The following is a 25,220-nucleotide window of genomic DNA, read 5'->3' on the forward strand; positions in this document are numbered from 1 at the left end:
AACACCATCATGAGAAAAGAAAGAAAAAATACAGTCTCTCGTAGAAGCTTTTGCAAGAATTCTGCCATCGTTACCGGAGGCTTGCTTACGGTTCCGTTAAATGTGGCGGCTAGCGCCAATGTCATAGGCGATGATGCCATAAAAATAGCACTGGTAGGTTGTGGCGGAAGAGGTACCGGAGCCATTGTGCAGGCACTGAGCACTAAGGAAAATGTTAAGTTGGTGGCCATGGCGGATGCTTTTCAGGATCGGTTGGATGGTTGCCTTGGAATTGTTTCCCAAAAATTTGCCGACACAGAAAAGATTGCGGTAAAGGATGAAAACAAATATGTTGGTTTTGAGGCGTATAAAAACGCCATAGATTTGGCCGATGTTGTTATTCTTACCACACCACCTGGGTTTAGACCCCTTCATTTTGAATATGCCGTTAACCAGGGCAAACATATTTTTATGGAAAAACCCGTAGCGACCGATGCAGCAGGTATTCGGAAAGTCCTAGAGGCTGCGGAGATAGCAAAACAAAAACAATTAAACGTCGTTGTTGGGCTACAAAGGCATTACCAAAAGAGTTATTTGGCCTGCTTGGATAAAATTAGGGAAGGGAGTATAGGACAAATTGTTTCTGGCCAAGTGTATTGGAACAGCGAAGGGGTATGGGTAAAGGAAAGACAGGAGGCACAGACCGAAATGGAGTACCAAATGCGGAATTGGTATTACTTTAATTGGTTGTGTGGAGATCATATCGTTGAGCAACATATCCATAATATTGACGTAGCCAATTGGTTTATTGGCGAGTTTCCTATTCATGCCCAAGGTATGGGAGGAAGGGAAGTTCGTAAGGGTAATCGGTATGGAGAGATTTTTGATCATCATTTTGTGGAATTTACCTATCCTTCCGGAGCGGTTATTTCTAGTCAGTGCAGACATCAGCCCGGCTGTATAACCAACGTTTCGGAAAGCTTTATGGGTACCAAGGGCACTATATATACCGATTCTCAGAACAAAGGAATAATTAAGGATTACAGTGGCAATCTTATTTACGAGCATCAAGGTTTGGAAGATCCAAATCCATATCAAACAGAGCACGATAAACTCTTTGCTTCCATTAAAGCGGGGACGGTGATCAATGACGTGGAACATGCTGCCAAAACTACAATGACCGCAATTTTGGGTAGAATGGCAACCTACTCTGGTCAGTTAATTACTTTTGACGATGCGCTAAACTGGGGACGGCGCATAGTTCCGGACACTTTTAGCTGGGATACTAGTCCTAAGGTACTCCCCGATGCAGATGGTAATTACCCCGTTCCCGTTCCCGGAGTGACCCAAGTGCTAGAACCGGTATCAACGTAGGTCGTTAATTTTTGTCTTAGATTGGACGGTGTAAATACGATTACTATTTTCCAGATTAGGTCAACAATACCTCATCGGTAACACTTTTACCTCTGGGCACCATTTGGTTTTCAACATCTATGGTGTTGGCATCATATGATTTGATATGGTCTTTGTTTACTATATAGGAACGATGCACCCTAATAAAATTTTCTGGCAATAAAACAAGGGTATCCTTTATGGTGGCATAGGCCGTAACTTTGGATTTATCCCTAAGGTGATAGTTTACGTAATTTCCCAGTCCTTCCACAAACAAAATGTTGTCCGTAGCAATTCTATGAATTCTACGGTTAGATCGTATTTCTAGATACTCTTGACGTACCTCTCGGTTCTTCTCGTGTTCTATAAGCCAAAGTTGAAAGAGTTTAGCTCCCAAAACCAACAGCACCGTGGTATTGATCAACACTACCGCGCGTACAAGCATGTTAATACTGAAGAGCCCTTTTTCCACATTGTTCAACAACAGGTTTTCGTAAAACAGATGAATAAAAACACGTTGTAGTACCCCTGCCAGCAGAAGAACGATAACATAACCTAAGAAAAAGTTGGTATATTTTCTTTTCAACAAAAATCTTGGAAGTAAAAAATAAATGACAACGTAGACTGCCAAAATTCTAGTGGGCAGCAATATAAACTCTAAATAGAAAGAAGCCAGATATCCGTCCTCAGCAACCCATACAAAACCAAAAAGAATATAATAGGCTACCCAAAAAATTACATGGGTGGCAATTCTTGAATTGAATAGATAAAAGTCTTTTATGAATTTCATGACCTCTAAAACTATATCATGCGGCGGGCAGGTTTCACATAAAAAATAGCGCTGCTGGTATAAATAACCTTTTTGATAAATATAGACAATCTAATTTTAAAGAAAACTTAAAATATTGGTTATGATTGGCATCAAAAAAACACGTTATATATGTATCCTTATAGCAGCGTTTATCGGAAATTTCATTTCTGCCCAAACACTTCAGAGAAGGGCTTCATGGGAGGCCCAGATTTCGGGACCATCTTCTGGACAAACAGGGGCGGTTATACGAGCTATCGAAAAAAACAGTCCGTTGGAAAAGGCTGGTTTTAGGCCAGAGGATATTATACTAAAGGTGAACGGACAACTTATTGCCTCGGATGAGATTTGGACTTCGGTTACCTACGCACTTAGGGCAAATAATGCTTTAACTATTGAAGCATTGCGCTCTAACCAACTTGTAACTTCTTCTGTGCGTTTAAATGCCATCGAAAAAGAATCACATCCCCAATTAGAAACCTTTTATGAAGAAGTAACCAGCAGCTTTGGGGTTACCCAAAGGACTATTGTGACCAAACCAAAACGCGCTGGCAAATTACCGGCCATAATGCTAATCGGGGGCTTAAGCTGTTCTTCTATAGAGATCTATCCCGGCCGAAGCAGCAACTGGGCTCGGGTAATACGAGATCTCGTTGAACAATCGGATATGGTAGTGATGCGTGTTGAAAAACCTGGAGTGGGCGATAGTGAAGGAAACTGTGCGGAATCCGATTTTCTTACCGATATAGCCGGCTTTAAGGCAGCGATAAAAGCTCTAAAATCTAAACCTTATGTAGATCCAGATAAAATAATTGTCTACGGCTCTAGTATGGGAAGTGCTTTGGCCCCAATGTTCGCCAATGAACTTAACTTGGCCGGGGTAATTTCTGATGGAGTCTTTTTTAAAACATGGTACGAACATATGTTGGAAATTGAGCGAAGAATACTTGGGTTTAAGGGTAATTCCGAGGCCGAAATCGTAAAGAAAATGAACGCGTATTACATTCCCTTATATTACGGTATGTTGATACAAAAGAAGACGTACGCCCAAGTAATTAACCAATACCCTGCCTTGGCAGAACATAACTACCATCCTTCTCGCCATATGTACGGAAGGCCACTTTCCTATTACCATCAGTTACAGGAGTACAACTTGGCTGGTGAGTGGGAAAAGATAAAAGTCCCCGTTAGAATTATGCGCGGCACAAATGATTGGATTATGTCTGCCCATGATAACCAAATGATCGTGGATGTGCTTAAGAGAAATGGACATAACGATCATCTGTTATACGAATATCCTGGATTAGACCATTGGAATACCATCCATGTTAAAGCCCAAGATTCCTTTGAAGGTAAAGAAGGGCGATGGGAAAACAACATTAGCATGCAGATTGTTAATTGGGCTCGGGAAATGGCAGGATTAGCCCCTAAAACCGGTCTAAACTAAAATCGGAGTGTTCGGTAATCAACGTTTTCAATTTATCTCTGTACCCGGCAATCGTTGCATCATCAGTTTTAAAAATAACCTTGAACTCTGCCAAAATAGGATCCATGAGATTGCGAACGCTATCGATATCGAAATATAACCTCCCGGTTCTTCTAACGAAGAAATCCATAGGGTTTTGTACCATTTCATAGTCAATTCCAAAATGTAGTTCGGCCTTGGCCATTCGCAAATAAGCGTCCTTGTCCTTTAACTTGGCATAGTTTTCAAGAATAAGTTCTGTCTGTTTTCCATAATTGGTTACCAGAAACCACGCGTCGTGCTGGGTAAACCCATCGGAGCTTATCTTTTCATAAACCTCATTAATATATCTTGTAACGTGTTTAAACTTTTTAAAATCGCTGCCACAAAGTGGGATTTTGTCAGATTCCGAGGGGTTTATTTCGCGCTCATAATCTTCCTCCATTTTTTTGGCAATTCTATTTACCACTCGTTCGGCCATTTTTCTATAGCCAGTAAGTTTTCCTCCGGCAATGCTTACCAGCCCTGTTTCTGAGGTAAATATTTCGTCTTTTCTTGAAAGTTCGGAGGCCGATTTTCCTTCTTCATGGATCAACGGACGCAATCCTGCCCAGGAAGACATAATATCTTCCATTTCCAAATTTATTTTGGGAAACATATGGTTTACCGCGGATAATAGATACATAGCATCTGCCAGGTCTACCTGTACGTTGTCCTTATCATTATTAAAATTGGTATCTGTGGTGCCTACATAAGTGACCTTCCCCCTAGGAATGGCAAACATCATTCTACCATCTGGCACATCAAAATAAACGGACTGTTTTACTGGTAATTTTTCATACGGAAAAACCAAATGCACACCTTTGGTAAGGTGCAGTCGTTTTCCTTTTTTTGAATTGTTTATACTCCGTAATTCATCTACCCAAGGCCCTGCGGCACTAATTACGTACTTTGTCTTAATGGTGAAATCTTTTTCGCTAATCCCATCTTTGATCTTTACCCCAGAAATTCTTCCGTCTTTATAGACAAAATCGTTTACCGCAGCATAGTTTAAGGCCAAGGCCCCATAGATAAGACTGGTCTTAATATTTTCTATGGTGAGTCTTGCGTCATCGGTTCTATATTCGGCATAGTACCCTGCACCTTTTAGTATTTTTTTGGGCAAAAGAGGTTCCAATTTTAGGGCCTCTTTCTTTTCCAACATCTTACGCTTGTCATCTCCTGTAACCTGGGCAAGAATATCATATACCTTAAGGCCAATAGAGGTGAGCCATTTGCCATAAGACCCGTTTTCGATTAGTGGCAACAGCATTTTTTCGGGTAAAACAAGATGGGGAGCCAGCTTATGAACAATGGCTCGTTCCGAGCCAACTTCTTTTACGAGCCAAAAATCGAATTGTTTCAAATAACGCAGTCCACCGTGTATAAGCTTGGTAGATTTGCTACTGGTTCCGGAGGCAAAATCGCCTTTTTCCACTAGCGCCACTTTCATGCCTCTAGAAGCAGCGTCCAGAGCAATACCGCCTCCTGTTATTCCGCCACCTATCACCACTAGGTCAAAAGTTTCTTTGGACAGTTTTTTAACCGTACTTTCCCTATCCAAGTTTGAAAATCTGATGTTTTCTTTCACAATATTTTATTGAAATTTATTTTCCGAGCAAGTGTCCTCCCCAACGCAATATACCTAGTACTGTGGGGTATATGGTAAAGATAGTTGTTTAAATCCCTATTTCAAAGTTGCCGGTTTACTCTATCGTTATCGTAATGATAACTTCATTACCAAGGGCATCAATTGCCGTAATTCTGTGAGGGCCAACCGATGAAACTACGCCAATTTCATGAAAGTTGGTTGTTTGTTGCAAAAACCTTTCGTCCATATACCAAAACACCTTTGTTGCGGGTTTTATATGTGCCAGTTTTAATATCAATTCATTTGTTTGTCCCTCAAAATTTTTAGCAAGGGTTATACGACTTCCATTTTTTGGATAAATAAATTCCATTGCAGGCAGATTTGTACCTCGGCAGTCGTTTCTAAGGGGTGGAAGTGTTTGGTATGCAGCATTGTTTCTCTTGTAATAGTATGCCATTAAAGGTGGTAGTAAAAACCACGTTTCTTCCTTTGCCATTGACAGATCGGTACAGGAAGAATTTACCAGAAACCGCCTGTGGTGATCCAAATGAACCTTGCGATGAAAACTACAGGCGTTTACAGAGTTTTGTTTTCTAGGAATGGAAATGTATAAGTTGGGACAAATTTCAGTGGCCAAATACCCACTTTCCGCACATACCAGAACATCTTCAAACTCATCTAGGGGCTTTGAAAACCAGTGGGCTCTTGGCAAAACATCAAAAACATCGAATAAAATTGGAGCTGCACTTGTAACCCCACTAACATTAGGCCTGCCTTCTCCGTCGGCATTGCCTACCCAAACACCCACTACATGGTTTTGGGTAACCCCAATAGCCCAGGCATCCTTATTGCCAAAACTTGTGCCTGTTTTCCAGGCAATCTCTTTTGAAGAATCGAAGAACTCCCAAGATTCGTTTCCCTCTGGCCTATTCACATCTTTCATGGCCTCAAAAGTGAGGTATATGCTAGCGGCATCAAAAATGGTTTTTTCTTTGGATTTTTCACCAAAATGAACCTTTTCCCCTTGTATTAAAACTGGGTTTGTGAATTCGTTGGTATAATACTCACTTGAAGTTGTACTAAAATGATTCACCGTAGATGCCAAGGAGGCATATGTTTTGCAAAGATCCCAAAGGTTGCTCTCCGCTCCTCCTAAAATAAGAGTAAGCCCATAGTGATCTGCCGGTTTACTAACACCACCAAGGTTAAAGAGATTAAGTTGATCTCTAAATTTGTGTAGCCCATAGGACTGTAAGAGCCTTACCGCCGGAATGTTCAGTGACCGGGCCAAAGCCATTTTTGCCTTTACAGCACCACTGTAATTCTCATTAAAATTTTCGGGGGTATAGCCCGCAATTTGTGTAGGCACATCGGCAACCAACATCTCTGGTAACAGCTCTCCGGCATCTAACATGGCCGCGTATAAAAAAGGTTTCATTATACTTCCCGTGCTGCGGATAGCGTGCACCATATCCACGTCTTTTTCATGTGCCTTATCTGTATTTGTATTACCTAAATAGGCCAATACTTCCCGGGTATTTACATCCATGACCAAAACAGCGGCATTATGCACCTGATTCTGTTTTAGAAGCATATGGTGCTTTTGTACAATGGCATTTACACTATTTTGCAATTCCTTGTCCAGGGTAACGGCCAAACGTTTTCCCTTGTGCTTTTTAGAAATGTTTTCTACCAGATGAGGTGCTATTTGAGGAAGTGGGTAGGGTTTTTTGGGCAGGGCTTCCAAAAGTGCCAATTGGTAGGTAGTGCTATCTATAGCTTTCTTATCCAATATCTTTTTAAGCAGTCTGTTTCTTTTTTTTAGCAACAATTCTTTGTTCTTGCCGGGATAAATTAGAGCCGGGGCGTTGGGAAGTACTGCCAAGGTAGCCGCTTCTGCCCAAGATAGTTGGTATGGAGGCAACCCAAAGTATCGCCATGATGCCATTCCGAGGCCAACCACATTTCCTCCAAAAGGGGCATGGCTGGCATAAAGGTTCAAAATTTCTTCTTTGGAATACCTTACTTCTAGCCTAGTGGCCAAAATTAGCTCTATGGTCTTCTCCAAATAGGTGCGCTTCTGTTTTCTAGACATCCGAATCACCTGTTGGGTTATTGTGCTCCCTCCTCTAACATGTTTGCCGGCAGAGATATTGGCTTTTATGGCTTTTGCTATGGAAATTGGATTAAACCCTGGATGCTGGTAGAAGTGGCTATCTTCAAATTGTAAAATGCAGGTTTTAAACTTTTTGGGTACACTGTCCAAGCCGGGAAACCGCCATTGCCCGTCACTTGCAATTTTAGCCCCTAACAACTCACCCTGTCTACTTTCCACCACCGTTGCCGTAGGATCGTTAAAAAGCTGCTTTGGCAAACAGAAGTAATATCCAATCAATACCAAAAGAAAAAGAAGCAACTTTTTGGAATGTTTTCTAACAAACAGCAATATGTTGCCATTTATATATGGGTGCATAGAGATACCTCGCAATAAATACAAAAGGTTCTTTTGACGCAAAATCTACATTTACATTACCTTAAATACTCTTTTTCGATGAAATAACCCACCAACGCTTCCTTCATGAGTACCGCTTGTTCTCCTGCCTTTAGCGGAGGCAGTTCTTCTTTTACCTTGTAATGTGGCCAGCCATCTTCATCAAAAAAATCGAACTCATAATAACCATAGGGTTCCAAGAGTCTACAGATGGCAATATGCATAAGGTTCAGTTTTTCATCCTTTTTATATTTCTTATGGTACTGGCCCAACTCTTGCACGCCCACCAAATAAATAATGGCATCCAATTCCAAGGGATCACCATCAGAAAATTGATTGGATAATTTACTTACCAGTTCTTCCCAACGCTCTTTTAATACGGTATCTCTTGCCACACAAATTAGGTTAAAGGAGACCTTAAATTGTATATTAATACGGTTCCTGTTTCTAATCCAAAGGTACAAATCAAAGTTCTATATTTGTGAAAACAATTTAGGATGGGATTTTTGGATATAGCAATTGGATTACTCCTTGTCTGGGGCCTTTATAAAGGACTCAAAAACGGTCTTTTTGTAGAAATTGCTTCAATAATTGCCTTAATTGCCGGACTCTACGGAGCAATTCACTTTTCATATATTGCAGGGGAATATCTTTCCAAAAATATGGATTGGAATGAACGCTATATTAATCTTACCGCTTTTATCGTTACGTTTATCATCATTGTAGTAGTGGTTCATTTGGCAGGAAAACTGTTAACAAAAATTGCCGATTTTGCCCTTTTGGGACTGTTGAATAAAATTGCAGGAGGTGTTTTTGGTGCTTTAAAAATTGCTGTAATTCTTGGGGCGCTACTTGTTTTTTTCCACAGGGTCAATGACAATTTGAACCTGATAAATGAAGAAACACTTAATGATTCTATCCTATACAATCCTGTTAAGGATATAGGGGCCTTTGTTTTTAGTAAAGTACTGAAAGACCCTGAGTAAATATGTTTTCTTTTTTGCCCTAATTACGCAATACACAGACTATTAATGTCTTTAATCGACAAGTGATAATTGTATCCTAAAGGTTCCACTATCTTGCAACGGAGAACTTGGAAATGATTTTGGGTGTGAAAAAATTAAAAGAAACCGTCTTCTACAAGAAGGCGATACATGAATTGAATTACCCTTTCGGAAACTATTTTTTATTTGATTCCTTTATTATAGCGGAAATAAACGAAGACGTCTTATTTACATGGGAAAATCATGGAAAAAAGGTTACCGAAGATCTTACCAATCTTTATGATAACGATGGGCGCGACTTTGTACTCATCACACATAGGATTAACTCCTATTCCGTAATGCCTACGGACTGGATTAAGTTCTTTAAAAGCAGTTATAAGTTAAAAGGGTATGCCATTGTTAGCTATACCCGTGCAGGGTTCCTTAATGCCGGGTTAGAGAAATTGTTTCTAAAATCCAAGGTTAAAAGGTTCAGGGTTTTGGAAGAAGCCATTGCATGGGCACAGGAAATTTCCAATAGTGAAACCATTACTTCTTAAGAACTACAAGAGAGATCGGCTATTATCTTCCATTCGCCATTTATCTTCTTAAAAATTACCATAAATATACCGTCTGCATCTCCAATTTTTCTTGCTAGGTGGTAGTCACCCATAACAAAATAGGCTTCCCCATCAATTGGGGAGATATCCTTGAGTGTAAAACTTAAGGTACCCACATGGTCTTTGGATGGATATCGCTTATGATAATTGGCCAAGGTTTGATCCCAGCCCGAGGTTACTCCCCCACTACTAAAAAATTTTAACGCATTGCTCTTCCAATAGGTTTGCATAAAACCTTCTAGGTCATAATTGTTCCAGGCTTTCTCCTGATCTTCAAGCACTTTCACAATTGCCTCTTTATCTTTTTCAGGATTAGCTTTTTCTGTAAATCCACAAGAAGTGTATGTTAGGGCTATTAGAATTCCAACAATTATTTTTTTCATGTCAAGTTATTTTTTAAATCGATTCGTTTTTCATTTAACCACTTCTACCCAGCGCCCTTTGGTACGCAGCATATAATCATTATTGTACATGGCCTCTATCTGTATTCCGGGTAAATAGTAGGTTCCCAAATAGGACGCATTCAATAAAATTCTAAAAGTAGTGGACTTGTTCTTGCCAAGATCAAAATAAAAATTGGCTCTATCGTCCCTTAAATCCGTATAAGTGGCTTTGTTGCCTTCAAATTCTCCAAAATCGGTGAAACGGGTATTCACAATTTCCCAGCCACTGGGAAATATTTCTGTAAGGGCTAAATTCTTGATTTCATTGGCAGTGGTGTTGGTTACGGTTACTTCCGCAATAAAATCTGTACCCTGGCTTATTTTGGATATGTCCAAGTTGTTACCATTGCGACCTTTAAATTTTATCCTTGCGGATAAATTGCGTTGTTCTTCGCGTTCTCGGCCTACTGGGAGTATCCCATCCATAATGATGCTGGCATAAACTACATTGTCCGAAGTGTTTTTCAAAGTAAGGCTGTTAGCTCCCTGTTTAACTGCCAATGTGCCGTTTGCCAATGTCTTGCCAGTACGCAAGGATTGGTTATTGCCATTCAGCGTAATGCCTACATCAATACCCTTACCCCCGACCATCTTTGCAAACTTGGCCATGGCCAGAAGGCTATAAGCTGTGGTCTGCGTGCTCATATAATTTTTTCCGTTGAGGTGCTGTGCTATGATCTTTGCCATTTCCCACGCCTTTGTTTTGTTGTTTAAGAGCACAAAAGTCTCTAGGGCAAGGGCTCTATTTCTATCAGAAGACCCATAGGTATAGCCATTATGCCTGCCATCAAAATTAAAATTGGAAGCGGCCAGCAACCGGTTTGCAACCTTTGCCCTACCAATGATTGCGTAAGCGGCGGCCAAAGGATATTTTGCGGCATTGGAAATTGTGGCACGCTCCCGAAGACGGTTCATAGAGGCCACGTCCGCATTTCCGGAAAGCGCCAATGTATAAAGCCGGTATGCTTGTGCCAAATCTGCATTGGTATTATCTGTCCTCCATTGCTTTGCAGTTTGTTGCTGGTAGCTAACCCAAGATGTTTTAAACCCTATGGGAAGCACGTAACCTTTGTTTTCCGCTTCTAATAAAAAGTGCCCCGCAAAGGAAGTTCCCCAATCATTGGCTCGGTTTTGTCCGGCCCAATAAGAAAATCCCCCATTAGGCAATTGATAACCTCCCAATCGCCTAATAGCCTGTTCCACATTGGTTTGTATACTATTTTGTTTTGAGGACGGAACCTCAAAAATATCAGCCAAAAAAAGTTGTGGAAAGGCGGCGGATGTGGTCTGTTCCACACAACCGTGCGGATACCTAATAAGGTATTGCATTCTACCATTGAAATTCATTGGCGGTAGGGTAGAAAGTTCTATTTGTGCAGTATTACTTGAGGCTATGCCAAAGGTTTCAAGACTTATCGTTCGTTCTTCATTGGCCTCCAAGACCATGTGTTCTACACTTGTGGTGACCGGATTGGGGTTTACCACGTCGATGGGAACTTCAAAAGAAGCCTTTTCCCCATTCCCGGTTGCCTCTACCACAACGTTTCCAATACCCTTAAAATCGGCCACTTCCAAATTAAAATACACCATTTTCTCGTCGGGCTGGGTAAAAGAAAGTTGTTGGGTGGCACTACCAATTATTTTAAAGGATTTATGAGGTCTTATTTTTACGGATACGTTCTTCACTTTCTTCTCCATCGCAAAAACCGTAATGGGTAAAACTACTTTCTCCCTAGGTGTAATCTTCCTGGGTAAGGATGCTAGGACCATTAGCGGTTTTCTAACTGCGGTTGTCTTTTCCGCCATTCCATAGGCATCTTTTTCAACATTCCCCGCTACCACCATGGTCCTTACGGAACCCACATATTTTGGAACCTTTATTTTATGGGATTTTGTAGCACCTTCTTTTAATTCAAAAGGGCCTAGATGTACTACCATGGGTTTAAACCGATTTGCCTTCTTGTTTTTGGCACCAGCGAGTTCTCCGTCCCCTCCAATAGCAAATACCTGATCAATTCTACCACCAAAAGCCCCTATAATGTCATCATAGACATCCCAAGTCTTAACTCCAAGAGCTTCATGGGCATAAAAAGTATTCCATGGGTTTGGTGTTTTGAAACGTGTAAGATCTAACAATCCTTCATCTACTAGGGCAATACTATAGGTCATGCTTCTTCCATCCTTTTCATTTATTTTAAGGGTGATGGTCTCTTCTGGTCGCAATACGTTGGGCATGGAAATCAGGGGTGTAAGTTTGGTGCTCGGATCCTCCACAGAAATGGGTGCCACTCCGTATAGTCTCATTGGCAGATCATTTGTAGTAGCGGCATGAGGTTGTAATAACGTAATATTAATGTATACGTTTGGGGTGTACAACGCCGTAATGGGAAGCTGAAACTTTGTTTCGCCCTTTTGGGTTTCCATCCAAAGCGAGTGCAGTACTTCACTACCATTTTCAACGGTAATCAAAGCCCTTCCGTCTTCGGAGCTTGGAATGGTCACGGTTGCGGTTTCACCTACCGTGTAGGTTTCCTTATCCGTAGAAAACGTTAACATGCTGGCCGCGGAAGGGTCTCCTTTACGCGATTTTCCGGCCCATCCAGGCCAATCTATATAAACGGCTTTCCCAGTGGCATGGCCTCCATTTGGGTCCTCTACCCGCACCAAATAACGCCCCCAATTGGGATATTTTAGCTCAAAATTAAAGGATCCTTCTCCCTTGGCATTGGTGTTGATTGTTTTTTCAAAAACTTTTTCCCGATAATTGCTACTGCTAAAACTCGATAGATTATCGGCCGAAGTATCCCACCACCACCTCCAATTTACCTTATGAACGGTCACTTTAAGATTTTTTGTTGCTTTAGGGCTACCGTTTTCGCCTAACGTAACCACTTCAAATTTGTGGTTAACATCTGTTAGCAGCATACTTCTGGTCTTATCCCCTTTAGGGCTATTTAACCCTACATAAGTTTTAAAGGGCGAATAAGGTTTGGTGAATACATCTGTACTGAAATCGCCTCCATTTTCATAGACTTTTGTAATGAAAGCCGCATTCAACATTCCAGGAGCACTTGCTTTTAATTGTGGGTTTACAGAGAAATCTACGGTACCTTCTTCATTTAGGTTGCCCTTAAATATTATTTGATCCTCCATAGAGAAACCACGTGTTGGGTCATCAAAAACATAGGCCGGATAGGACGTAAAACTTGTGGTCTGTGAGGAGAACTTTGCCGATACATCCGTTTTAAGATTTTTGGCGACCGCTCCATGAAGCCACTTTACTTCCAATGTTCCTCTTGTGGTTTTGGATCCGGATAGTACCGCCCCACCCAAATTGGCCTTAATTTTAAGCCGGTTGGGTTTAATGGTCTCTATTTTAATCGTTTTTGTAAAAGAAATACCCCCTATGGAAACTTTTGCCAACCAGTTTCCGGTTGGTGCATTCTCATTGGTCTGTACGGTAAAATGATAAAAGTTATTAAGCCCATTGGTTGTTACTTCTCTATGAACCACTTTATTATAAGGATCCATGAGCTCTAGTTTCACGGGATGGTTCGGAGGAAGTTTGTTGTCGTTATCATTCAACATAAAAGATAAGAAGAGCTTGTCTCCGGGCCTCCATATGCCTCTTTCCCCAAAAATAAATCCTTTGACGCCTTTTTCTAATTGTACCCCCGATACATTGAATTTACTCATGGAAAGTGCATTTCCATCATTCAATTTAACATAGGTTTTCTGACCGTTGTTTTCTACTTGTGCAAAATAGGCCGAGGTTTCGGCATCAAAAACTGAGGTGCCGTCCGCGTCGGTCACCACTTGGCCAAGCGGTTGCTGCTGGTAATTGTAAAAAGTTACCTTGGCGCCGGCTACAGGATTGGTGTTCAGCACATCGTTAACTGCTACAAAATAGCTTTTGTTGTTTCCTTTTTTTATAGTAACCCCAAGGTCTGTAGCCAAAAGATTTACCCCTGTTTTCTTGTCGTAGTAATAAGAGGTATGGCAGGGGTTTTCACGTTCGTTCCAGTCATATCCGTAATAATCGTTATAATAATTTTCCGAGCCGTCCCAAAAACTATTCTCAATTTCTTCGTCAAAATTTGTGGTGTCATCAACCTCTGTTTCAAAATTGGTGCCTTCACAGGTATACAGACTATAAGCAGGTCTATAATTTAATTCTACCCTGTACATGGCCCCTACCTCCGGACGCATAAGGGATTTTAAATCCAAGGCATGGGCAACCCACTTGCCATTGGTTTTGGAAAGGGCACCCTCTAGGTCTATACGTTGCTGAACTATGGGTCTGGCAACTTTTCTAAGGCCGTAATTGCCGTCGAGATTATTTTCCTGTAAGAACTGTAATATATTGTTTTCAAAAATTTTAAAGACCGATACATCTACTGCCTTTAGCCCAACGGCTTCAAAATTAATCTTCAAATTGTGCGAAGAAGGAAGAAGGGTTCCATTAGAAAGCATCCTTACTTGGGGTTTTAACGATTCAAAAGCAACCCGTTCCGTAAACTTGGTTTTTAGCTTGTATCCGTCATTACTTTGGATACCTTCAAAAACTTCAAGCTGTGCGGTTCCTTTAATTTCTTGGGAAGGATATAATTTTAAGGTATTTCCAGACACTGAAAACCTGGGGTTATCTGCGCCTTCAAGAACCACAAGGCCCTTGAACTCTTGTCCTTTTTTTAAAGGATCTGAAAAATTTATCGACACAACATCATCAGTGCCAGAATCCACAGTAATATTTAGTACGGTAAAATTGTTTTTGCCAGGTACTTTTATACTATTTTCTCCGGAGCTTTCTATATCAAAACTACTCCCATCCCATACAATCTTAAGGTCCGAATCTTCCTCTGCTCGGGGAATGCTGTCTATTTTAAACTGAAATAAGGTCCCTTGTTTTATCCCTTTGTCAAACTTCACGTCTATGGATTTCCCGCTATGAGTTGCTTGGACCAGCTTGGTAACCGTTTTCAAATTCAGTTGATCCGAGCTTCTAATTTGACCTTCCAAATACTGCCAATCCCGAGAGTAGGACTGCAAAGGATTGGTATATACGTTAAACTGTTGTTTTAAAGTCTTAACGCCAAAGGTAAAGACTTGCAATTCCTTGGGTATATCTTGTACAAATTCTTTAAGTGATAGCGTAACCTTATATTCCGTATCCTGGTCAAAACCGGTATTGGGAACAAACGCTATGGTCCTTTCATCCATTGCAACCACTTTGCCATCTACTTTAGGAGATACCCTAAGTAAATCCTTGTCTAGTTCGTCTCCTTTGCTCCATGCATTTACAGGTTTGACCAAAACAACCCGTACGTCACTTTTGGAGGAAATTATACCATGGGAAACCTCGGCGATATAATCTTGATACAGGTTTAAATTATCAAACTGTATTTGATCATCTTTTTTAGTGGTACAGCCCAGCACCAAAACAAAAGTCATTAGAATCGTAGCTATTCGCGTTTTCATGTCTGTGTTTTTAATCTACATAAAGATAATAGGAGTTACCCCAATTCCCTTTCTCGAATTATCGAGAAAAAGAATCAATATGATATTTAATCCTTTCCTGTAAAGAATTTAGTCTGGTAGGCAACTGACGCAGATATTATTTGTAATAAAATTTGGGGTCTTATTCTTAGCACCAATATAATACCATATTTCCATAAAATATGCCGATTATCGAAAAAAACTCCTTTTTTCCAGCGGATTCTGATATTTTCTTTAATATTACCGGGTTGATTATTTTTTGATATCAACAACACACGAGAATCCCCCCTCTCCTAGACCTCCTACTTGTATTTGGGAATGTAAGAATACCCAATTCTTCCGCTTACTATTTATGGCAAATAGAACGCTATATGAAAATGAAATTGCACCATGTTGCCTTGGTGATCCTTGTCCTAATAGTGGGTTCTTGTTCTTCCGAACCTTTACAAATTGATGAAGGAGAAGTAATTGCGGAGGCGGAAAACGTAAAGGAAGTAGAACAAGAATTGCTGGGTATTATTAATGACCACAGGACTGCCTTAGGGCAAACGTCCTTAGAATTTAGTGCTGTGGCCTACGAATACGCCAATACCCATACAGACTATATGATATCCAAGGGTAGCTTAAGCCATGACAACTTTTCGTCTAGGGCCTCTGGGATATCGTCAACAGTAAATGCGGAAGCAGTGGCAGAAAATGTAGCCAAGGATTATGACAGTGCCATAGAAGCATTTCAGGGTTGGTTGAACAGCACCAACCACAAAAAAACCATGGAAGGCGATTTTACAAACACAGCGGTAAGTGTGAAAAAAGATCTGAACGGAAATTTTTATTATACACAACTGTTCTACAAGTAGCTTTCCCAAAGCCATTTTCTTTTCTTAAATTAGCCATAACAATAGTATTGCTATGGCGATAAGAGCACCTTTCAATTTAAACAACTGGATAGAGGAAAACAGAGGTCTCCTAAAACCTCCTGTGGGCAACAAAAACCTGTACAAAGATGCGGGAGACTATATTGTAATGATCGTTGCCGGGCCTAACGCTAGAAAAGACTACCATTACAATGAGACCGAAGAACTCTTTTATCAATTAGAGGGCAACATAGAAGTACATATTCAAGAAGATGGGAAAAAAAAGACCATGAAATTAGGTCCTGGAGATATGTACTTGCATCCTGCCAAAGTACCCCATTCACCAGTTAGATACAAAAACTCCATAGGTTTGGTCATTGAACGCAAAAGAGCCGATATGGGTGTGGATGATGGACTGTTGTGGTTTTGCGATAATTGCAACAATAAACTTTACGAGGCCTATTTTACTTTAAACGATATTGAAAAGGATTTTTTAGGCCATTTCAAAACATTTTACAATTCTGAAACGCTTCGTACCTGCGCTAACTGTGGCACTGTAATGGAGGTAGACGAACGATTCATTTCTGAAGATTAACCGCAGGATCCAAACAGTATCTACTGTTAGATCTTCAACCAATAAAACTATGGATTTAGCAGCAAAAGTTTTCATCGGATTAGTGGCCCTGATCCATATTTACATTTTATGGTTCGAGATGTTTGCATGGACCACAAGAGGAAGAAAGGTCTTTAGACAGTTCCCAAAAGATCTATTTGAACCCACAAAACCTTTGGCTGCCAATCAGGGGCTTTATAACGGCTTTTTGTCTGCTGGCCTCATTTGGTCCTTTTTTATAGAAGATGTTGTTTGGAGTTCCAATGTGGCACTCTTCTTTCTGTCTTGTGTAGCAATAGCTGGGATCTATGGTACCCTTACAGCAGATCGTAAAATATTCTTTGTACAGGCCTTACCGGCACTTATAGGTATAGCCTTGCTTCTCCTTAAATAAACGCTTCGTTGATATCTTTTACGGTAAAGGCCTAAAAGTTCCCTCTTATTCGTAGCTTTGTCAAAAATTTAACAAAACACACGTAAAAAGTTATAAAATGTCAAAAATAGCGACTGCCTTTGGAATTCATGAAGCCCTTGAACAATTGGGTGTAAAAGAATTAAATGACGGGACCTCCACCGGAGCGAACAATTTTTCAACAGGTGAAATATTGGACTCCCATTCTCCTGTTGATGGGGCATTGATAGGAAAAGTAAAGACTACTTCTAAGGCCGATTATGAAAAAGTTATGGAAAGCGCCACAGAGGCATTCCAGATTTGGCGTAAAAAACCAGCACCACAACGGGGAGAAATCGTGCGCCAATTTGGCGATAAACTAAGGGAGCTTAAAGAACCCCTAGGGAAATTGGTTTCTTATGAAATGGGGAAATCGTACCAAGAAGGTCTGGGAGAGGTACAAGAAATGATAGATATCTGCGATTTTGCCGTTGGTTTATCTAGGCAACTACACGGATTAACCATGCACTCCGAAAGACCTGGTCATAGAATGTACGAACAATATCATCCATTGGGGGTAGTAGGGATTATTTCTGCTTTCAACTTTCCGGTGGCCGTTTGGGCATGGAACACCGCTTTGGCATGGATATGTGGTGACGTCTGCGTATGGAAACCATCCGAAAAAACTCCTTTATGTGGTATAGCCTGCCAAAATATTGCGGCAGCAGTCTTCAAGGCCAACGGTTTGCCCGAAGGTATTTCTTGTTTGATCAATGGAGATTACAAAGTAGGTGAAATGATGACCAATGACCGCCGTATTCCTTTGATCTCTGCTACAGGATCTATCCGAATGGGAAAAATTGTAGCTCAGGCCGTGGCCGCCCGTTTGGGGAAATCGCTCTTGGAGCTTGGGGGCAACAACGCCATAATCGTTACCCCGGAAGCCGATGTTAAAATGACTGTAATAGGTGCGGTGTTCGGAGCGGTGGGTACCGCAGGACAACGTTGTACCTCAACAAGAAGGCTAATTATCCACGATAGTATTTATGACAAGGTAAAAACCGCCATTGAAGATGCCTACAAGCAACTTCGCATTGGAAATCCATTGGATGAAAACAATCATGTAGGACCTTTAATAGATACAGATGCCGTAAAACAATATCAGCAAGCACTTAAAAAAGTAACGGATGAAGGAGGTAAATTGATAGTTGAAGGGGGCGTGCTGGAAGGTGATGGTTATGAAAGTGGGTGCTATGTTAAACCTGCCATTGCCGAAGCCAAAAATTCTTTTGAGATCGTACAGCACGAAACCTTTGCCCCTGTACTATATTTACTTAAGTACTCCGGAGATGTAGAAAATGCCATAGCACTTCAAAATGGCGTTGTACAAGGTCTTTCTTCGGCTATTATGACCAATAACCTAAGGGAAGCAGAACGTTTCCTTTCTGCAGGGGGAAGCGATTGCGGAATTGCCAACGTAAACATAGGGACTTCCGGAGCCGAAATTGGTGGTGCTTTTGGAGGCGAAAAGGAAACCGGTGGCGGCCGTGAGTCCGGATCGGACGCATGGAAAGTTTATATGCGTAGACAAACCAACACCATCAACTATACTACAGAGTTGCCCTTGGCACAAGGCATCAAATTTGATCTTTAACCGACAATGAAAAACCCGCTGCCTCTTTGATGGACCCAAAATGGCAGCGGGCTTTCCTAACCAACTAAACTAACTCAAACTATGTTATTAAAACCCTATCTCAATGCCGGAACCTTGTCGGGAGAAATAGGGTTTCTTTCCTGATTTTGGTGCTAATTTCCGCATTTTATTGCTCTTAAATTATAGCAATAGTACGTATGGTACCAAAAAGTGTATAAGCTGCTCTTTTTTCCTTATTTTCTGTTTTTCCTTTTCTTAAAACTTCTTGCCTACTCCATTTTTTTTTAAATATAAGTGACTGATAAATAACATTTAAGCGTCTTTTTTTAACATTTTTAAGATATTTTTAATACATTGTATCTTACAAACAAAAATTTTTGGTGCCATGACGAAAAAGACCACAAATCTGTTGGGGCTTATAATTACCATTTTGGCCGGAACCTATTTTTATGTAATGTACTGTAGTGAATGCGGAAGTACCTCTAACGAAACTTCCTCGAGCCAAACAACAACTTTAAAAACAGAAGCTGTAAATGGCGACGCCACCCCTCAGGTTTCAAAAATTGAAAATGAAACCGGCGTCCTTGCCAAGAATTTGGCAGATGTAAATAATAATGATCAACCTTAAAATTGTATCCTATGGATTTTGAAAATATGAACATTTGGTGTTGGCTTATACCGGCGGCCGTAGGGCTTATCTGCGCTCTTTTTGGATACCTCATCGGGAAAGGTGGAGTCAAAGTCACGGACAATTCCGGTGAACTAAAATCTTTAACGGACCAAAACGCTAAACTACAAGCAGAGCTTGCAGCTTGTAATAAAAAACTATCCCCGGAAACTACCGCTGCTCCAAAGGCCATAACCGCGGTTCCTTTTAAAGCAAGTGCTGCAAAAGCGGCCATGGGGAAAACTGTAAAACACAACGACCTTAAGATTGTAGAAGGTATAGGTCCCAAAATTGAACAACTCTTTCATAATTATGGTATAGATACTTGGGAGGCTTTGTCAGAGACCTTGGTGGCTAAATGCCAGGAGGTCTTGGAATCTGGTGGGGATCGATACAAAATGCACGATCCTGCATCATGGCCCATGCAGGCCAAAATGTGTTTTGAAGGAAAATGGAAATCGTTGGCACGTTGGCAAGAAGAGCACAAACGTGGAAAACTATAACCAAAAAAAGGGGCGTTTATAACGCCCCTTTTTTATATCATACCGTTAGCTTCTACCCATTTAAATTGATATTGGTCTTCCGGGAATTTCATCCGTTCCGAAATGCGAGTCAACCTTTCGGGTAATTTCATTAAGTAATCCCTAGCCCGCTCGGCATTGTCAGAGAGGCCTCTAATACTATCCAACTCCCAATATGTATTCAGTTTACTCAAAATATCTACGTAATCGGCAGCGGTATACACTCCTAAACGCTGCGCGCAATTGGAAAAGGTTTCAAATGCAGTTCCAATAGTACCGCCAGATTCCCTTAAAAAATGGGCAGGCATCACTATTTTCTTCTTCATCATATCGGCGAACGCCAACATCATACCACTAGGGTCCTGTCCAAAAATTGTTTTTACAAATTCCCTATAGGCCAGATGGTGCCTCATTTCATCACCGGCAATGATGGTGCACATTTTTCCTAAAAGCGTATTTCCTTTCTTTTTGGCCATTTGACCTACCCTTTTGTGAGAAATATTGGTGGCCAATTCCTGAAAGGAAGTATATACAAAATTCTTGTAGGGGTCCCTATCGGTACCAATATCAAAACCATCTGCAATTAGGTGTTGTGTGGTAATTTCCATTTCGCGCATGTTTACTCTACCGGATAGGTAAAGGTACTTGTTCAACACATCGCCGTGCCTGTTTTCTTCTGCACTCCATGCACGTACCCATCTAGACCATCCATTTTTTTTGTTCTCGCCATGCTGATCTATTCCCTCAACATCCATAAGCCAAGACTCATAAGTTGGCAACGCCTCTTCGGTAATGGTATCCGCTACCATCGTTACCCAAAAATCGTATCCTAGTTCTTTAGATTCCTCTCGTATTTGGTGTATATGATCAAAAAAGCCTTCGCTCTGGGAATCTGGAAGAAAATCTGTTGGTTGCCAAATATCTTCCGTAGGGATAAGGAAAGAATCTATAAATCCGTCTACCTTATGCTCAATGGCATTCATTACTTCTATCCTAATGTTTTTCTCGGACATGGTCGTATTTTTTGTAAATATCCCCCAATAATATTGGATTATTGTAACAAAACCCGATTAATTTTTAATTTCTCCCCCTTTCCTCTGGGTAAAACGTAAACACCGGATCACTTTGCCAGACCTGTTTGGTGTTTACATCCATTACGGACAAGGGGCCCTTAAAGGCCGCTCCGGTGTCTATATTCCATACATTTACCGCTTTTTGGGGAGTGGTTTTGCCAATCCGTGTTACCGGGGTATGCCCTATATATATTTCCTGGTAGAGTGCAAGTCGCTTCGGATAGTACACATCTTGTTTTTTAAGGGTCGGGTTCAGTGAGAGTGCTAGTTCCCAGAGTGTTCTATCCCAATAAAAGGTTTTGGTGAAATATTCAAATGTAACCCCTTTTACGTTCGTAAATCCTGCATGTAAAAACAGCCTGTTTTGTTCGTCCAAATAATAATCCTCCAAACCGTTATAAAACTCAATATGTCTTTCTTTTGTTATAGTACTGGCCTCCTCATAAGATGTCATGGTGGCCATGCCTCCATGCTGAAACCATAGCGGATTATCCCTTTTCGTAGTTAACCATTCATTGCACAATGCATCATGATTACCCCTTATAAAAGTACAGCGGTGGGTGGTTGCAAGTTGCAACAAAAAGTCTACGGTCTCTACTGCTTGGCTCCATCCATCCACATAATCTCCCAAAAAAATAAGATGATCACTGGTGGTAACCTCTACCTTCGCAAACACCTGTTCCAAAGCCTTAAGTCCTGCATGTATATCCCCTATTACCAGTTTTCTCATTTTGCCAAAATCACAATTACCGCAATGACTATTACCACAAAAAGAATTAGGAAGAAAATTTTCCAAAACGAATAGGGAAAAGTACCACTGATTTTCCCTGTTTGCCCATTGATATAGAAGTTATACTCTTTGCCATTGTATTTATAAGCACTTAGGTAGATAGGCAAAAGCACATGTTTAAAAGTCTCATCGGACAGTTTGATATCTGCGTGATTAATCCGCTGCGTATCTCCCCCTATATCTTGTCTGATCCAATTGTAAGCGATTTTTTTTGATTCCTGAAAAGATCGATGGTGCCCTTCTTTTAGTGATATGGTGTACTTTTCAGTGACAAAACCTGCAAGATACTTGGTATTAAAAACAACAAGTTCCTTTAAATTCCAATGTGCAATTTTTAATGGAATTTTCCTTTCCTTAGTCTGTGAAGCGCTGATCAAAATGTCATCCACAAAACCATTCACAGAACCCGATGCGGAAGACCACCTTGTTTTCCTTACCTGCCTTGTTCGCCGTCCATTTTTGGTATTGTATGTTTGTGTTTCATAGTAATAATCTCCCCGCTGGCCTTGGTAGGTAGCATACAGATCGGCGTCAAACGTCCAATAGGGTACATAGAGCCCATGAACGCCTTCCGGATCTAAAGCGGCCCTTTTTAATTTGTTAGGAGCAAACCAAATGCCACGGACCCATTCTTTAAATATGCCGCGTGCCTTTTTTGTGTCTAATTGAAAAGGCACCAATGCACCGGGAAGAATCCATCCTTCTTTTTCAACGTCTTCCTTAATTAATGGTTCACTGCAATACACGCAACGAAGGGATTTATAATTTTCCTCCACATGCTGATTTGCACCGCAATTTTTGCAGTGTAACAAGTCTATGGTCTCTGTAAACTTGTTATCGCCAACGACCTTCAAATAGTGTTGTAACTCTAATTCTTCAAAACTACTTTTAGCCTGTTCAATGAACTCCTCATATCCGCAATATTCACACTTTAATTGATGTGACCCGGGTTTGTAATTAAGCTCCGCACCACAGTTGGCGCAAGATTTGTTCTCTTCGGATTGGATCGTTCCTTCCATAGTTCCATTACCGGCTTATCTCTTTCAACGATAAGCGAATCTCATATAGTGTTTGGGAAAATCGTTTAAGTAGTTGGCAGTGGCGGTGGTGTGCTTCCTCCCAGAAACACTTTTAATTCCGCTACGTCTTTTAAGGCGGTCCAACTTGCCATTCCTGGTTTCCAAACAAGGGAATCCCGGTTTACCGTTCTGTTGGCAAACAATTCTTTTAGTTTATCAAAATTCACCGGCCCTAACTGTTGTCCGTTTACGGAATAATGATATAGTACTTGGGTAGGAATGGGAGGAGGTACTGCGGGTCCCTGCCCCTGTTGGGTTGCAAAGGGCTGCTGTGCCATTTGAGGGTTCATCATACTTCCCATCTGTTGAGCCAAAACAAAACCCATACCCATCCCCATACCTGCACCTGCAGTACCGCCTTCATTTTTGGCCGCAGCTTCCATAGCTTTGGCGGCTTTAAACTGCGAAAGTTTGGTCATGTCCAGTTTATCCAACCTACTGTACTCAAAGATTTCCTTTTTCAAATCTTCGGGCATGGAAACATTTTCTATAAAAAATTTCTCTAACTCAATGCCCACCCTTCCAAATTCGGGCTGCATAACTTCCTGGCAGGTTTGGGATAGTTCCGTGGTGTTGGCCGCATAAAGTTCAATAGGAAGGTTGGCTTCCCCCACTGTATCGGTAAACCGTGTAACTATTAAACTCTTAAGATGCTCGTTTACCTCATAGTTGGTAAAATTGCCATCGGTCCCTACCACGTCCACTACAAACTTTCCCGGGTCGTTTATTTTAAAGCTATAAGTTCCAAACGCCCGTATCTCTACCAATCCAAAACGTTCGTCACTGAGCATTATCGGGTTTTTGGTCCCCCATTTTTCATCGGTAAATAAGCGTGTATTTACATAGTACACTTCGGCTTTAAACGGACTGTTAAAGCCATATTTCCATCCTTTTAAAGTTGCCAGTATCGGCAAGTTCTTGGTATTTAAGGTATACGTTCCGGGAGTAAATACATCTGCCAATTGCCCTTCATTAATAAATACGGCGGCCTGTCCTTCCCTTACTATTAGTTTGGCCTCATTTTTTATTTCGTTCTGGTAGCGTTCAAAACGATGAACAATGGTATCGTCACTAGTGTCTAACCACTCTACGATATCAATAAATTCATGGCTAAGTTTTTTCTTTATTTCGTCGAATAAGCTCATTTTAAAACAGGTTTATTATTTTGTTAAAAGGTAATCAATTCTTTAAAATAGAACAAAAGGAAATTTAGGCCTTTATAAGCAATTATCCTTCATACTATTTGAAAAAAAAATAGTGCCAAAATTTGGGTAAACATAGTAATTCTAATTACTTTGGGAACCTAAAGTATCTTTGTGGGCTATGATGAGGAAAGTATATTGCATTGGGGAGTTGTTGATTGATTTCGTTGCGGAAAATCAGGGCAGTGATCTGTCTAAAGCCATAGAATTTACCAAGAAGGCAGGTGGCGCTCCGGCAAACGTGGCATGTGCCATCTCCAAGCTGGGTGGAAGAAGTGCATTCATTGGTGCTGTTGGTGTTGACCCTTTCGGCACATATCTGTTGAAAGTCTTAAAAGATGCTTCCGTTGATATTTCCCTGACACAACGATCTAAAATATTTACCACCTTGGCCTTCGTCTCCATAGCCGAGGATGGCGAACGCGATTTTGTCTTTAGCAGAGGTGCCGATCGGGAGCTAAAATATTCTTCTGCAAACAAAAGCGATCTTAAAGGAAATATGCTGCATTTGGGTGCAGCTACCGCTTTGTTGGGCGGTAACTTGGAAGAAGCTTATGGTCGTTATTTCTTTGATGCCCTCACCTTGGGCACCTTTATTAGCTTCGATCCCAATTTTAGGGCAGACCTTTGGAAGGACAACGAGGCATCCTTTATAAAAAAATGTATGCCTTTTGTTGAAAAATCTGACTTATGTAAATTTAGTCTGGAAGAAGCACAGCTCTTATCGGGTAAAAACGATATTGACGAAGCCTGTGATCTTTTGCACGAGGCCGGCACAAAATTAATTGCCGTAACCTTAGGCCCAAAAGGCACTTTGATCAGTAGAAAAGGGTTTCGCCAAACCGTGCCCAGCGTTAAAGTGGTTCCTGTGGATACAACCGGGGCCGGGGATGCCTTTATAGGTTGCCTGCTACAACAAATTGCAACGCTGAACAGCCTCAGTGATATTATGGAAAATGATACTTTGCTTTTGTCTATGATAGCAAGAGCCAATAGGGCCGGTGCCATTACCACCACCAACTTTGGAGCTATTGAATCGCTCCCCGATCAGAATCAATTAAACGACTAG

21 protein-coding genes are annotated in these 25,220 nt (G+C 41.0%); 11 read left to right on the forward strand and 10 right to left on the reverse strand.

Features of this window, described 5'->3' with window-relative positions:
• Nucleotides 1-9: 9 nt before the first annotated feature.
• Complete coding sequence (locus ACEQ81_RS01850; RefSeq protein WP_411029143.1) at nucleotides 10-1,353, forward strand: Gfo/Idh/MocA family protein; 1,344 nt, start codon at nucleotides 10-12, stop codon at nucleotides 1,351-1,353.
• Between the two features lie 55 nt (nucleotides 1,354-1,408).
• Here the strand turns inward: ACEQ81_RS01850 and ACEQ81_RS01855 are convergent, their stop codons facing one another.
• Complete coding sequence (locus tag ACEQ81_RS01855) at nucleotides 1,409-2,161, reverse strand: LytR/AlgR family response regulator transcription factor (protein WP_411029144.1); 753 nt, start codon at nucleotides 2,159-2,161, stop codon at nucleotides 1,409-1,411.
• Between the two features lie 121 nt (nucleotides 2,162-2,282).
• Here ACEQ81_RS01855 and ACEQ81_RS01860 point away from each other — a divergent pair, with 121 nt between their 5' ends.
• On the forward strand, nucleotides 2,283-3,626 hold the full coding sequence (locus tag ACEQ81_RS01860) for an alpha/beta fold hydrolase (RefSeq protein WP_411029145.1): 1,344 nt from the start codon (nucleotides 2,283-2,285) through the stop codon (nucleotides 3,624-3,626).
• Here the strand turns inward: ACEQ81_RS01860 and ACEQ81_RS01865 are convergent.
• The 3 genes from ACEQ81_RS01865 to ACEQ81_RS01875 all read right to left on the reverse strand — a co-directional run bounded on the left by ACEQ81_RS01865 (nucleotide 3,607) and on the right by ACEQ81_RS01875 (nucleotide 8,160).
• Entirely contained in the window at nucleotides 3,607-5,274 is a 1,668-nt protein-coding gene (locus ACEQ81_RS01865) for a glycerol-3-phosphate dehydrogenase/oxidase (RefSeq protein WP_411029146.1), read from the reverse strand. The two genes, ACEQ81_RS01860 and ACEQ81_RS01865, sit on opposite strands and share 20 nt — an antisense overlap.
• A gap of 115 nt (nucleotides 5,275-5,389) precedes the next feature.
• The gene (gene pbpC / locus ACEQ81_RS01870) at nucleotides 5,390-7,747 is read right to left on the reverse strand and encodes a penicillin-binding protein 1C (RefSeq protein ID WP_411030357.1); all 2,358 of its coding nucleotides are present in this window, start codon (nucleotides 7,745-7,747) and stop codon (nucleotides 5,390-5,392) included.
• 56 nt (nucleotides 7,748-7,803) lie between these two features.
• On the reverse strand, nucleotides 7,804-8,160 hold the full coding sequence (locus ACEQ81_RS01875; protein ID WP_411029147.1) for a hypothetical protein: 357 nt from the start codon (nucleotides 8,158-8,160) through the stop codon (nucleotides 7,804-7,806).
• Nucleotides 8,161-8,262: 102 nt separating this feature from the next.
• Here ACEQ81_RS01875 and ACEQ81_RS01880 point away from each other — a divergent pair, with 102 nt between their 5' ends.
• Together ACEQ81_RS01880 and ACEQ81_RS01885 are read left to right on the forward strand one after the other, a co-directional pair.
• Nucleotides 8,263-8,751 (forward strand): CvpA family protein, encoded by a 489-nt coding sequence (locus tag ACEQ81_RS01880; protein ID WP_411029148.1) that lies wholly within the window; start codon nucleotides 8,263-8,265, stop codon nucleotides 8,749-8,751.
• A 125-nt stretch (nucleotides 8,752-8,876) separates the two neighbouring features.
• Entirely contained in the window at nucleotides 8,877-9,308 is a 432-nt protein-coding gene (locus ACEQ81_RS01885; protein WP_411029149.1) for a hypothetical protein, read from the forward strand.
• Here ACEQ81_RS01885 and ACEQ81_RS01890 read toward each other — a convergent pair.
• Nucleotides 9,305-9,751: a YybH family protein gene (locus ACEQ81_RS01890; RefSeq protein ID WP_411029150.1), complete on the reverse strand. Its 447-nt coding sequence runs from the start codon at nucleotides 9,749-9,751 to the stop codon at nucleotides 9,305-9,307. The genes ACEQ81_RS01885 and ACEQ81_RS01890 overlap by 4 nt on opposite strands.
• Before the next feature lie 30 nt (nucleotides 9,752-9,781).
• Nucleotides 9,782-15,289: an alpha-2-macroglobulin family protein gene (locus ACEQ81_RS01895; RefSeq protein ID WP_411029151.1), complete on the reverse strand. Its 5,508-nt coding sequence runs from the start codon at nucleotides 15,287-15,289 to the stop codon at nucleotides 9,782-9,784.
• Between the two features lie 389 nt (nucleotides 15,290-15,678).
• Between ACEQ81_RS01895 and ACEQ81_RS01900 the strand changes: the two genes are divergently transcribed.
• From ACEQ81_RS01900 to ACEQ81_RS01925, 6 genes are all read left to right on the forward strand, one after another.
• On the forward strand, nucleotides 15,679-16,164 hold the full coding sequence (locus tag ACEQ81_RS01900; protein WP_411029152.1) for a CAP domain-containing protein: 486 nt from the start codon (nucleotides 15,679-15,681) through the stop codon (nucleotides 16,162-16,164).
• Nucleotides 16,165-16,216: 52 nt separating this feature from the next.
• On the forward strand, nucleotides 16,217-16,756 hold the full coding sequence (locus ACEQ81_RS01905) for a 3-hydroxyanthranilate 3,4-dioxygenase (protein WP_411029153.1): 540 nt from the start codon (nucleotides 16,217-16,219) through the stop codon (nucleotides 16,754-16,756).
• Nucleotides 16,757-16,805: 49 nt separating this feature from the next.
• Nucleotides 16,806-17,168 carry a DUF1304 domain-containing protein gene (locus ACEQ81_RS01910; protein ID WP_411029154.1) on the forward strand — a complete coding sequence of 121 codons (363 nt, stop codon included), beginning with the start codon at nucleotides 16,806-16,808 and terminating at the stop codon, nucleotides 17,166-17,168.
• Nucleotides 17,169-17,265: 97 nt separating this feature from the next.
• Complete coding sequence (locus tag ACEQ81_RS01915; RefSeq protein WP_411029155.1) at nucleotides 17,266-18,819, forward strand: aldehyde dehydrogenase family protein; 1,554 nt, start codon at nucleotides 17,266-17,268, stop codon at nucleotides 18,817-18,819.
• A 385-nt stretch (nucleotides 18,820-19,204) separates the two neighbouring features.
• Nucleotides 19,205-19,447 carry a hypothetical protein gene (locus tag ACEQ81_RS01920; RefSeq protein WP_411029156.1) on the forward strand — a complete coding sequence of 81 codons (243 nt, stop codon included), beginning with the start codon at nucleotides 19,205-19,207 and terminating at the stop codon, nucleotides 19,445-19,447.
• Nucleotides 19,448-19,458: 11 nt separating this feature from the next.
• Nucleotides 19,459-19,989: a hypothetical protein gene (locus ACEQ81_RS01925; RefSeq protein ID WP_411029157.1), complete on the forward strand. Its 531-nt coding sequence runs from the start codon at nucleotides 19,459-19,461 to the stop codon at nucleotides 19,987-19,989.
• 32 nt (nucleotides 19,990-20,021) lie between these two features.
• Here the strand turns inward: ACEQ81_RS01925 and ACEQ81_RS01930 are convergent, their stop codons facing one another.
• From ACEQ81_RS01930 to ACEQ81_RS01945, 4 genes are all read right to left on the reverse strand, one after another.
• Nucleotides 20,022-21,020, reverse strand: coding sequence for an acyl-ACP desaturase (locus tag ACEQ81_RS01930; protein ID WP_411029158.1), 999 nt, complete (start codon nucleotides 21,018-21,020; stop codon nucleotides 20,022-20,024).
• Between the two features lie 64 nt (nucleotides 21,021-21,084).
• Complete coding sequence (locus ACEQ81_RS01935; protein WP_411029159.1) at nucleotides 21,085-21,810, reverse strand: metallophosphoesterase; 726 nt, start codon at nucleotides 21,808-21,810, stop codon at nucleotides 21,085-21,087.
• Nucleotides 21,807-22,889, reverse strand: a complete 1,083-nt coding sequence (locus tag ACEQ81_RS01940) for a DNA helicase PriA (RefSeq protein ID WP_411029160.1) — start codon at nucleotides 22,887-22,889, stop codon at nucleotides 21,807-21,809. Before ACEQ81_RS01940 ends, ACEQ81_RS01935 begins: the two co-directional genes overlap by 4 nt.
• A gap of 65 nt (nucleotides 22,890-22,954) precedes the next feature.
• The gene (locus ACEQ81_RS01945; protein WP_411029161.1) at nucleotides 22,955-24,094 is read right to left on the reverse strand and encodes an SPFH domain-containing protein; all 1,140 of its coding nucleotides are present in this window, start codon (nucleotides 24,092-24,094) and stop codon (nucleotides 22,955-22,957) included.
• A gap of 178 nt (nucleotides 24,095-24,272) precedes the next feature.
• Between ACEQ81_RS01945 and ACEQ81_RS01950 the strand changes: the two genes are divergently transcribed.
• On the forward strand, nucleotides 24,273-25,220 hold the full coding sequence (locus ACEQ81_RS01950) for a carbohydrate kinase family protein (RefSeq protein ID WP_411029162.1): 948 nt from the start codon (nucleotides 24,273-24,275) through the stop codon (nucleotides 25,218-25,220).

The sequence above is a fragment of the Spongiimicrobium sp. 3-5 genome (assembly GCF_046557915.1).
GTDB lineage: Bacteria > Bacteroidota > Bacteroidia > Flavobacteriales > Flavobacteriaceae > JBHEBG01.

Coding starts and splice junctions, on each gene's coding strand:
- ACEQ81_RS01850 (WP_411029143.1), top strand. CDS start 10: ATGAGAAAAGAAAGAAAAAATACAGTCTCTCGTAGAAGCTTTTGCAAG.
- ACEQ81_RS01855 (WP_411029144.1), bottom strand. CDS start 2,161: ATGAAATTCATAAAAGACTTTTATCTATTCAATTCAAGAATTGCCACC.
- ACEQ81_RS01860 (WP_411029145.1), top strand. CDS start 2,283: ATGATTGGCATCAAAAAAACACGTTATATATGTATCCTTATAGCAGCG.
- pbpC (WP_411030357.1), bottom strand. CDS start 7,747: ATGCACCCATATATAAATGGCAACATATTGCTGTTTGTTAGAAAACAT.
- ACEQ81_RS01880 (WP_411029148.1), top strand. CDS start 8,263: ATGGGATTTTTGGATATAGCAATTGGATTACTCCTTGTCTGGGGCCTT.
- ACEQ81_RS01890 (WP_411029150.1), bottom strand. CDS start 9,751: ATGAAAAAAATAATTGTTGGAATTCTAATAGCCCTAACATACACTTCT.
- ACEQ81_RS01895 (WP_411029151.1), bottom strand. CDS start 15,289: ATGAAAACGCGAATAGCTACGATTCTAATGACTTTTGTTTTGGTGCTG.
- ACEQ81_RS01900 (WP_411029152.1), top strand. CDS start 15,679: ATGAAAATGAAATTGCACCATGTTGCCTTGGTGATCCTTGTCCTAATA.
- ACEQ81_RS01905 (WP_411029153.1), top strand. CDS start 16,217: ATGGCGATAAGAGCACCTTTCAATTTAAACAACTGGATAGAGGAAAAC.
- ACEQ81_RS01910 (WP_411029154.1), top strand. CDS start 16,806: ATGGATTTAGCAGCAAAAGTTTTCATCGGATTAGTGGCCCTGATCCAT.
- ACEQ81_RS01915 (WP_411029155.1), top strand. CDS start 17,266: ATGTCAAAAATAGCGACTGCCTTTGGAATTCATGAAGCCCTTGAACAA.
- ACEQ81_RS01920 (WP_411029156.1), top strand. CDS start 19,205: ATGACGAAAAAGACCACAAATCTGTTGGGGCTTATAATTACCATTTTG.
- ACEQ81_RS01925 (WP_411029157.1), top strand. CDS start 19,459: ATGGATTTTGAAAATATGAACATTTGGTGTTGGCTTATACCGGCGGCC.
- ACEQ81_RS01930 (WP_411029158.1), bottom strand. CDS start 21,020: ATGTCCGAGAAAAACATTAGGATAGAAGTAATGAATGCCATTGAGCAT.
- ACEQ81_RS01935 (WP_411029159.1), bottom strand. CDS start 21,810: ATGAGAAAACTGGTAATAGGGGATATACATGCAGGACTTAAGGCTTTG.
- ACEQ81_RS01940 (WP_411029160.1), bottom strand. CDS start 22,889: ATGGAAGGAACGATCCAATCCGAAGAGAACAAATCTTGCGCCAACTGT.
- ACEQ81_RS01945 (WP_411029161.1), bottom strand. CDS start 24,094: ATGAGCTTATTCGACGAAATAAAGAAAAAACTTAGCCATGAATTTATT.
- ACEQ81_RS01950 (WP_411029162.1), top strand. CDS start 24,273: ATGATGAGGAAAGTATATTGCATTGGGGAGTTGTTGATTGATTTCGTT.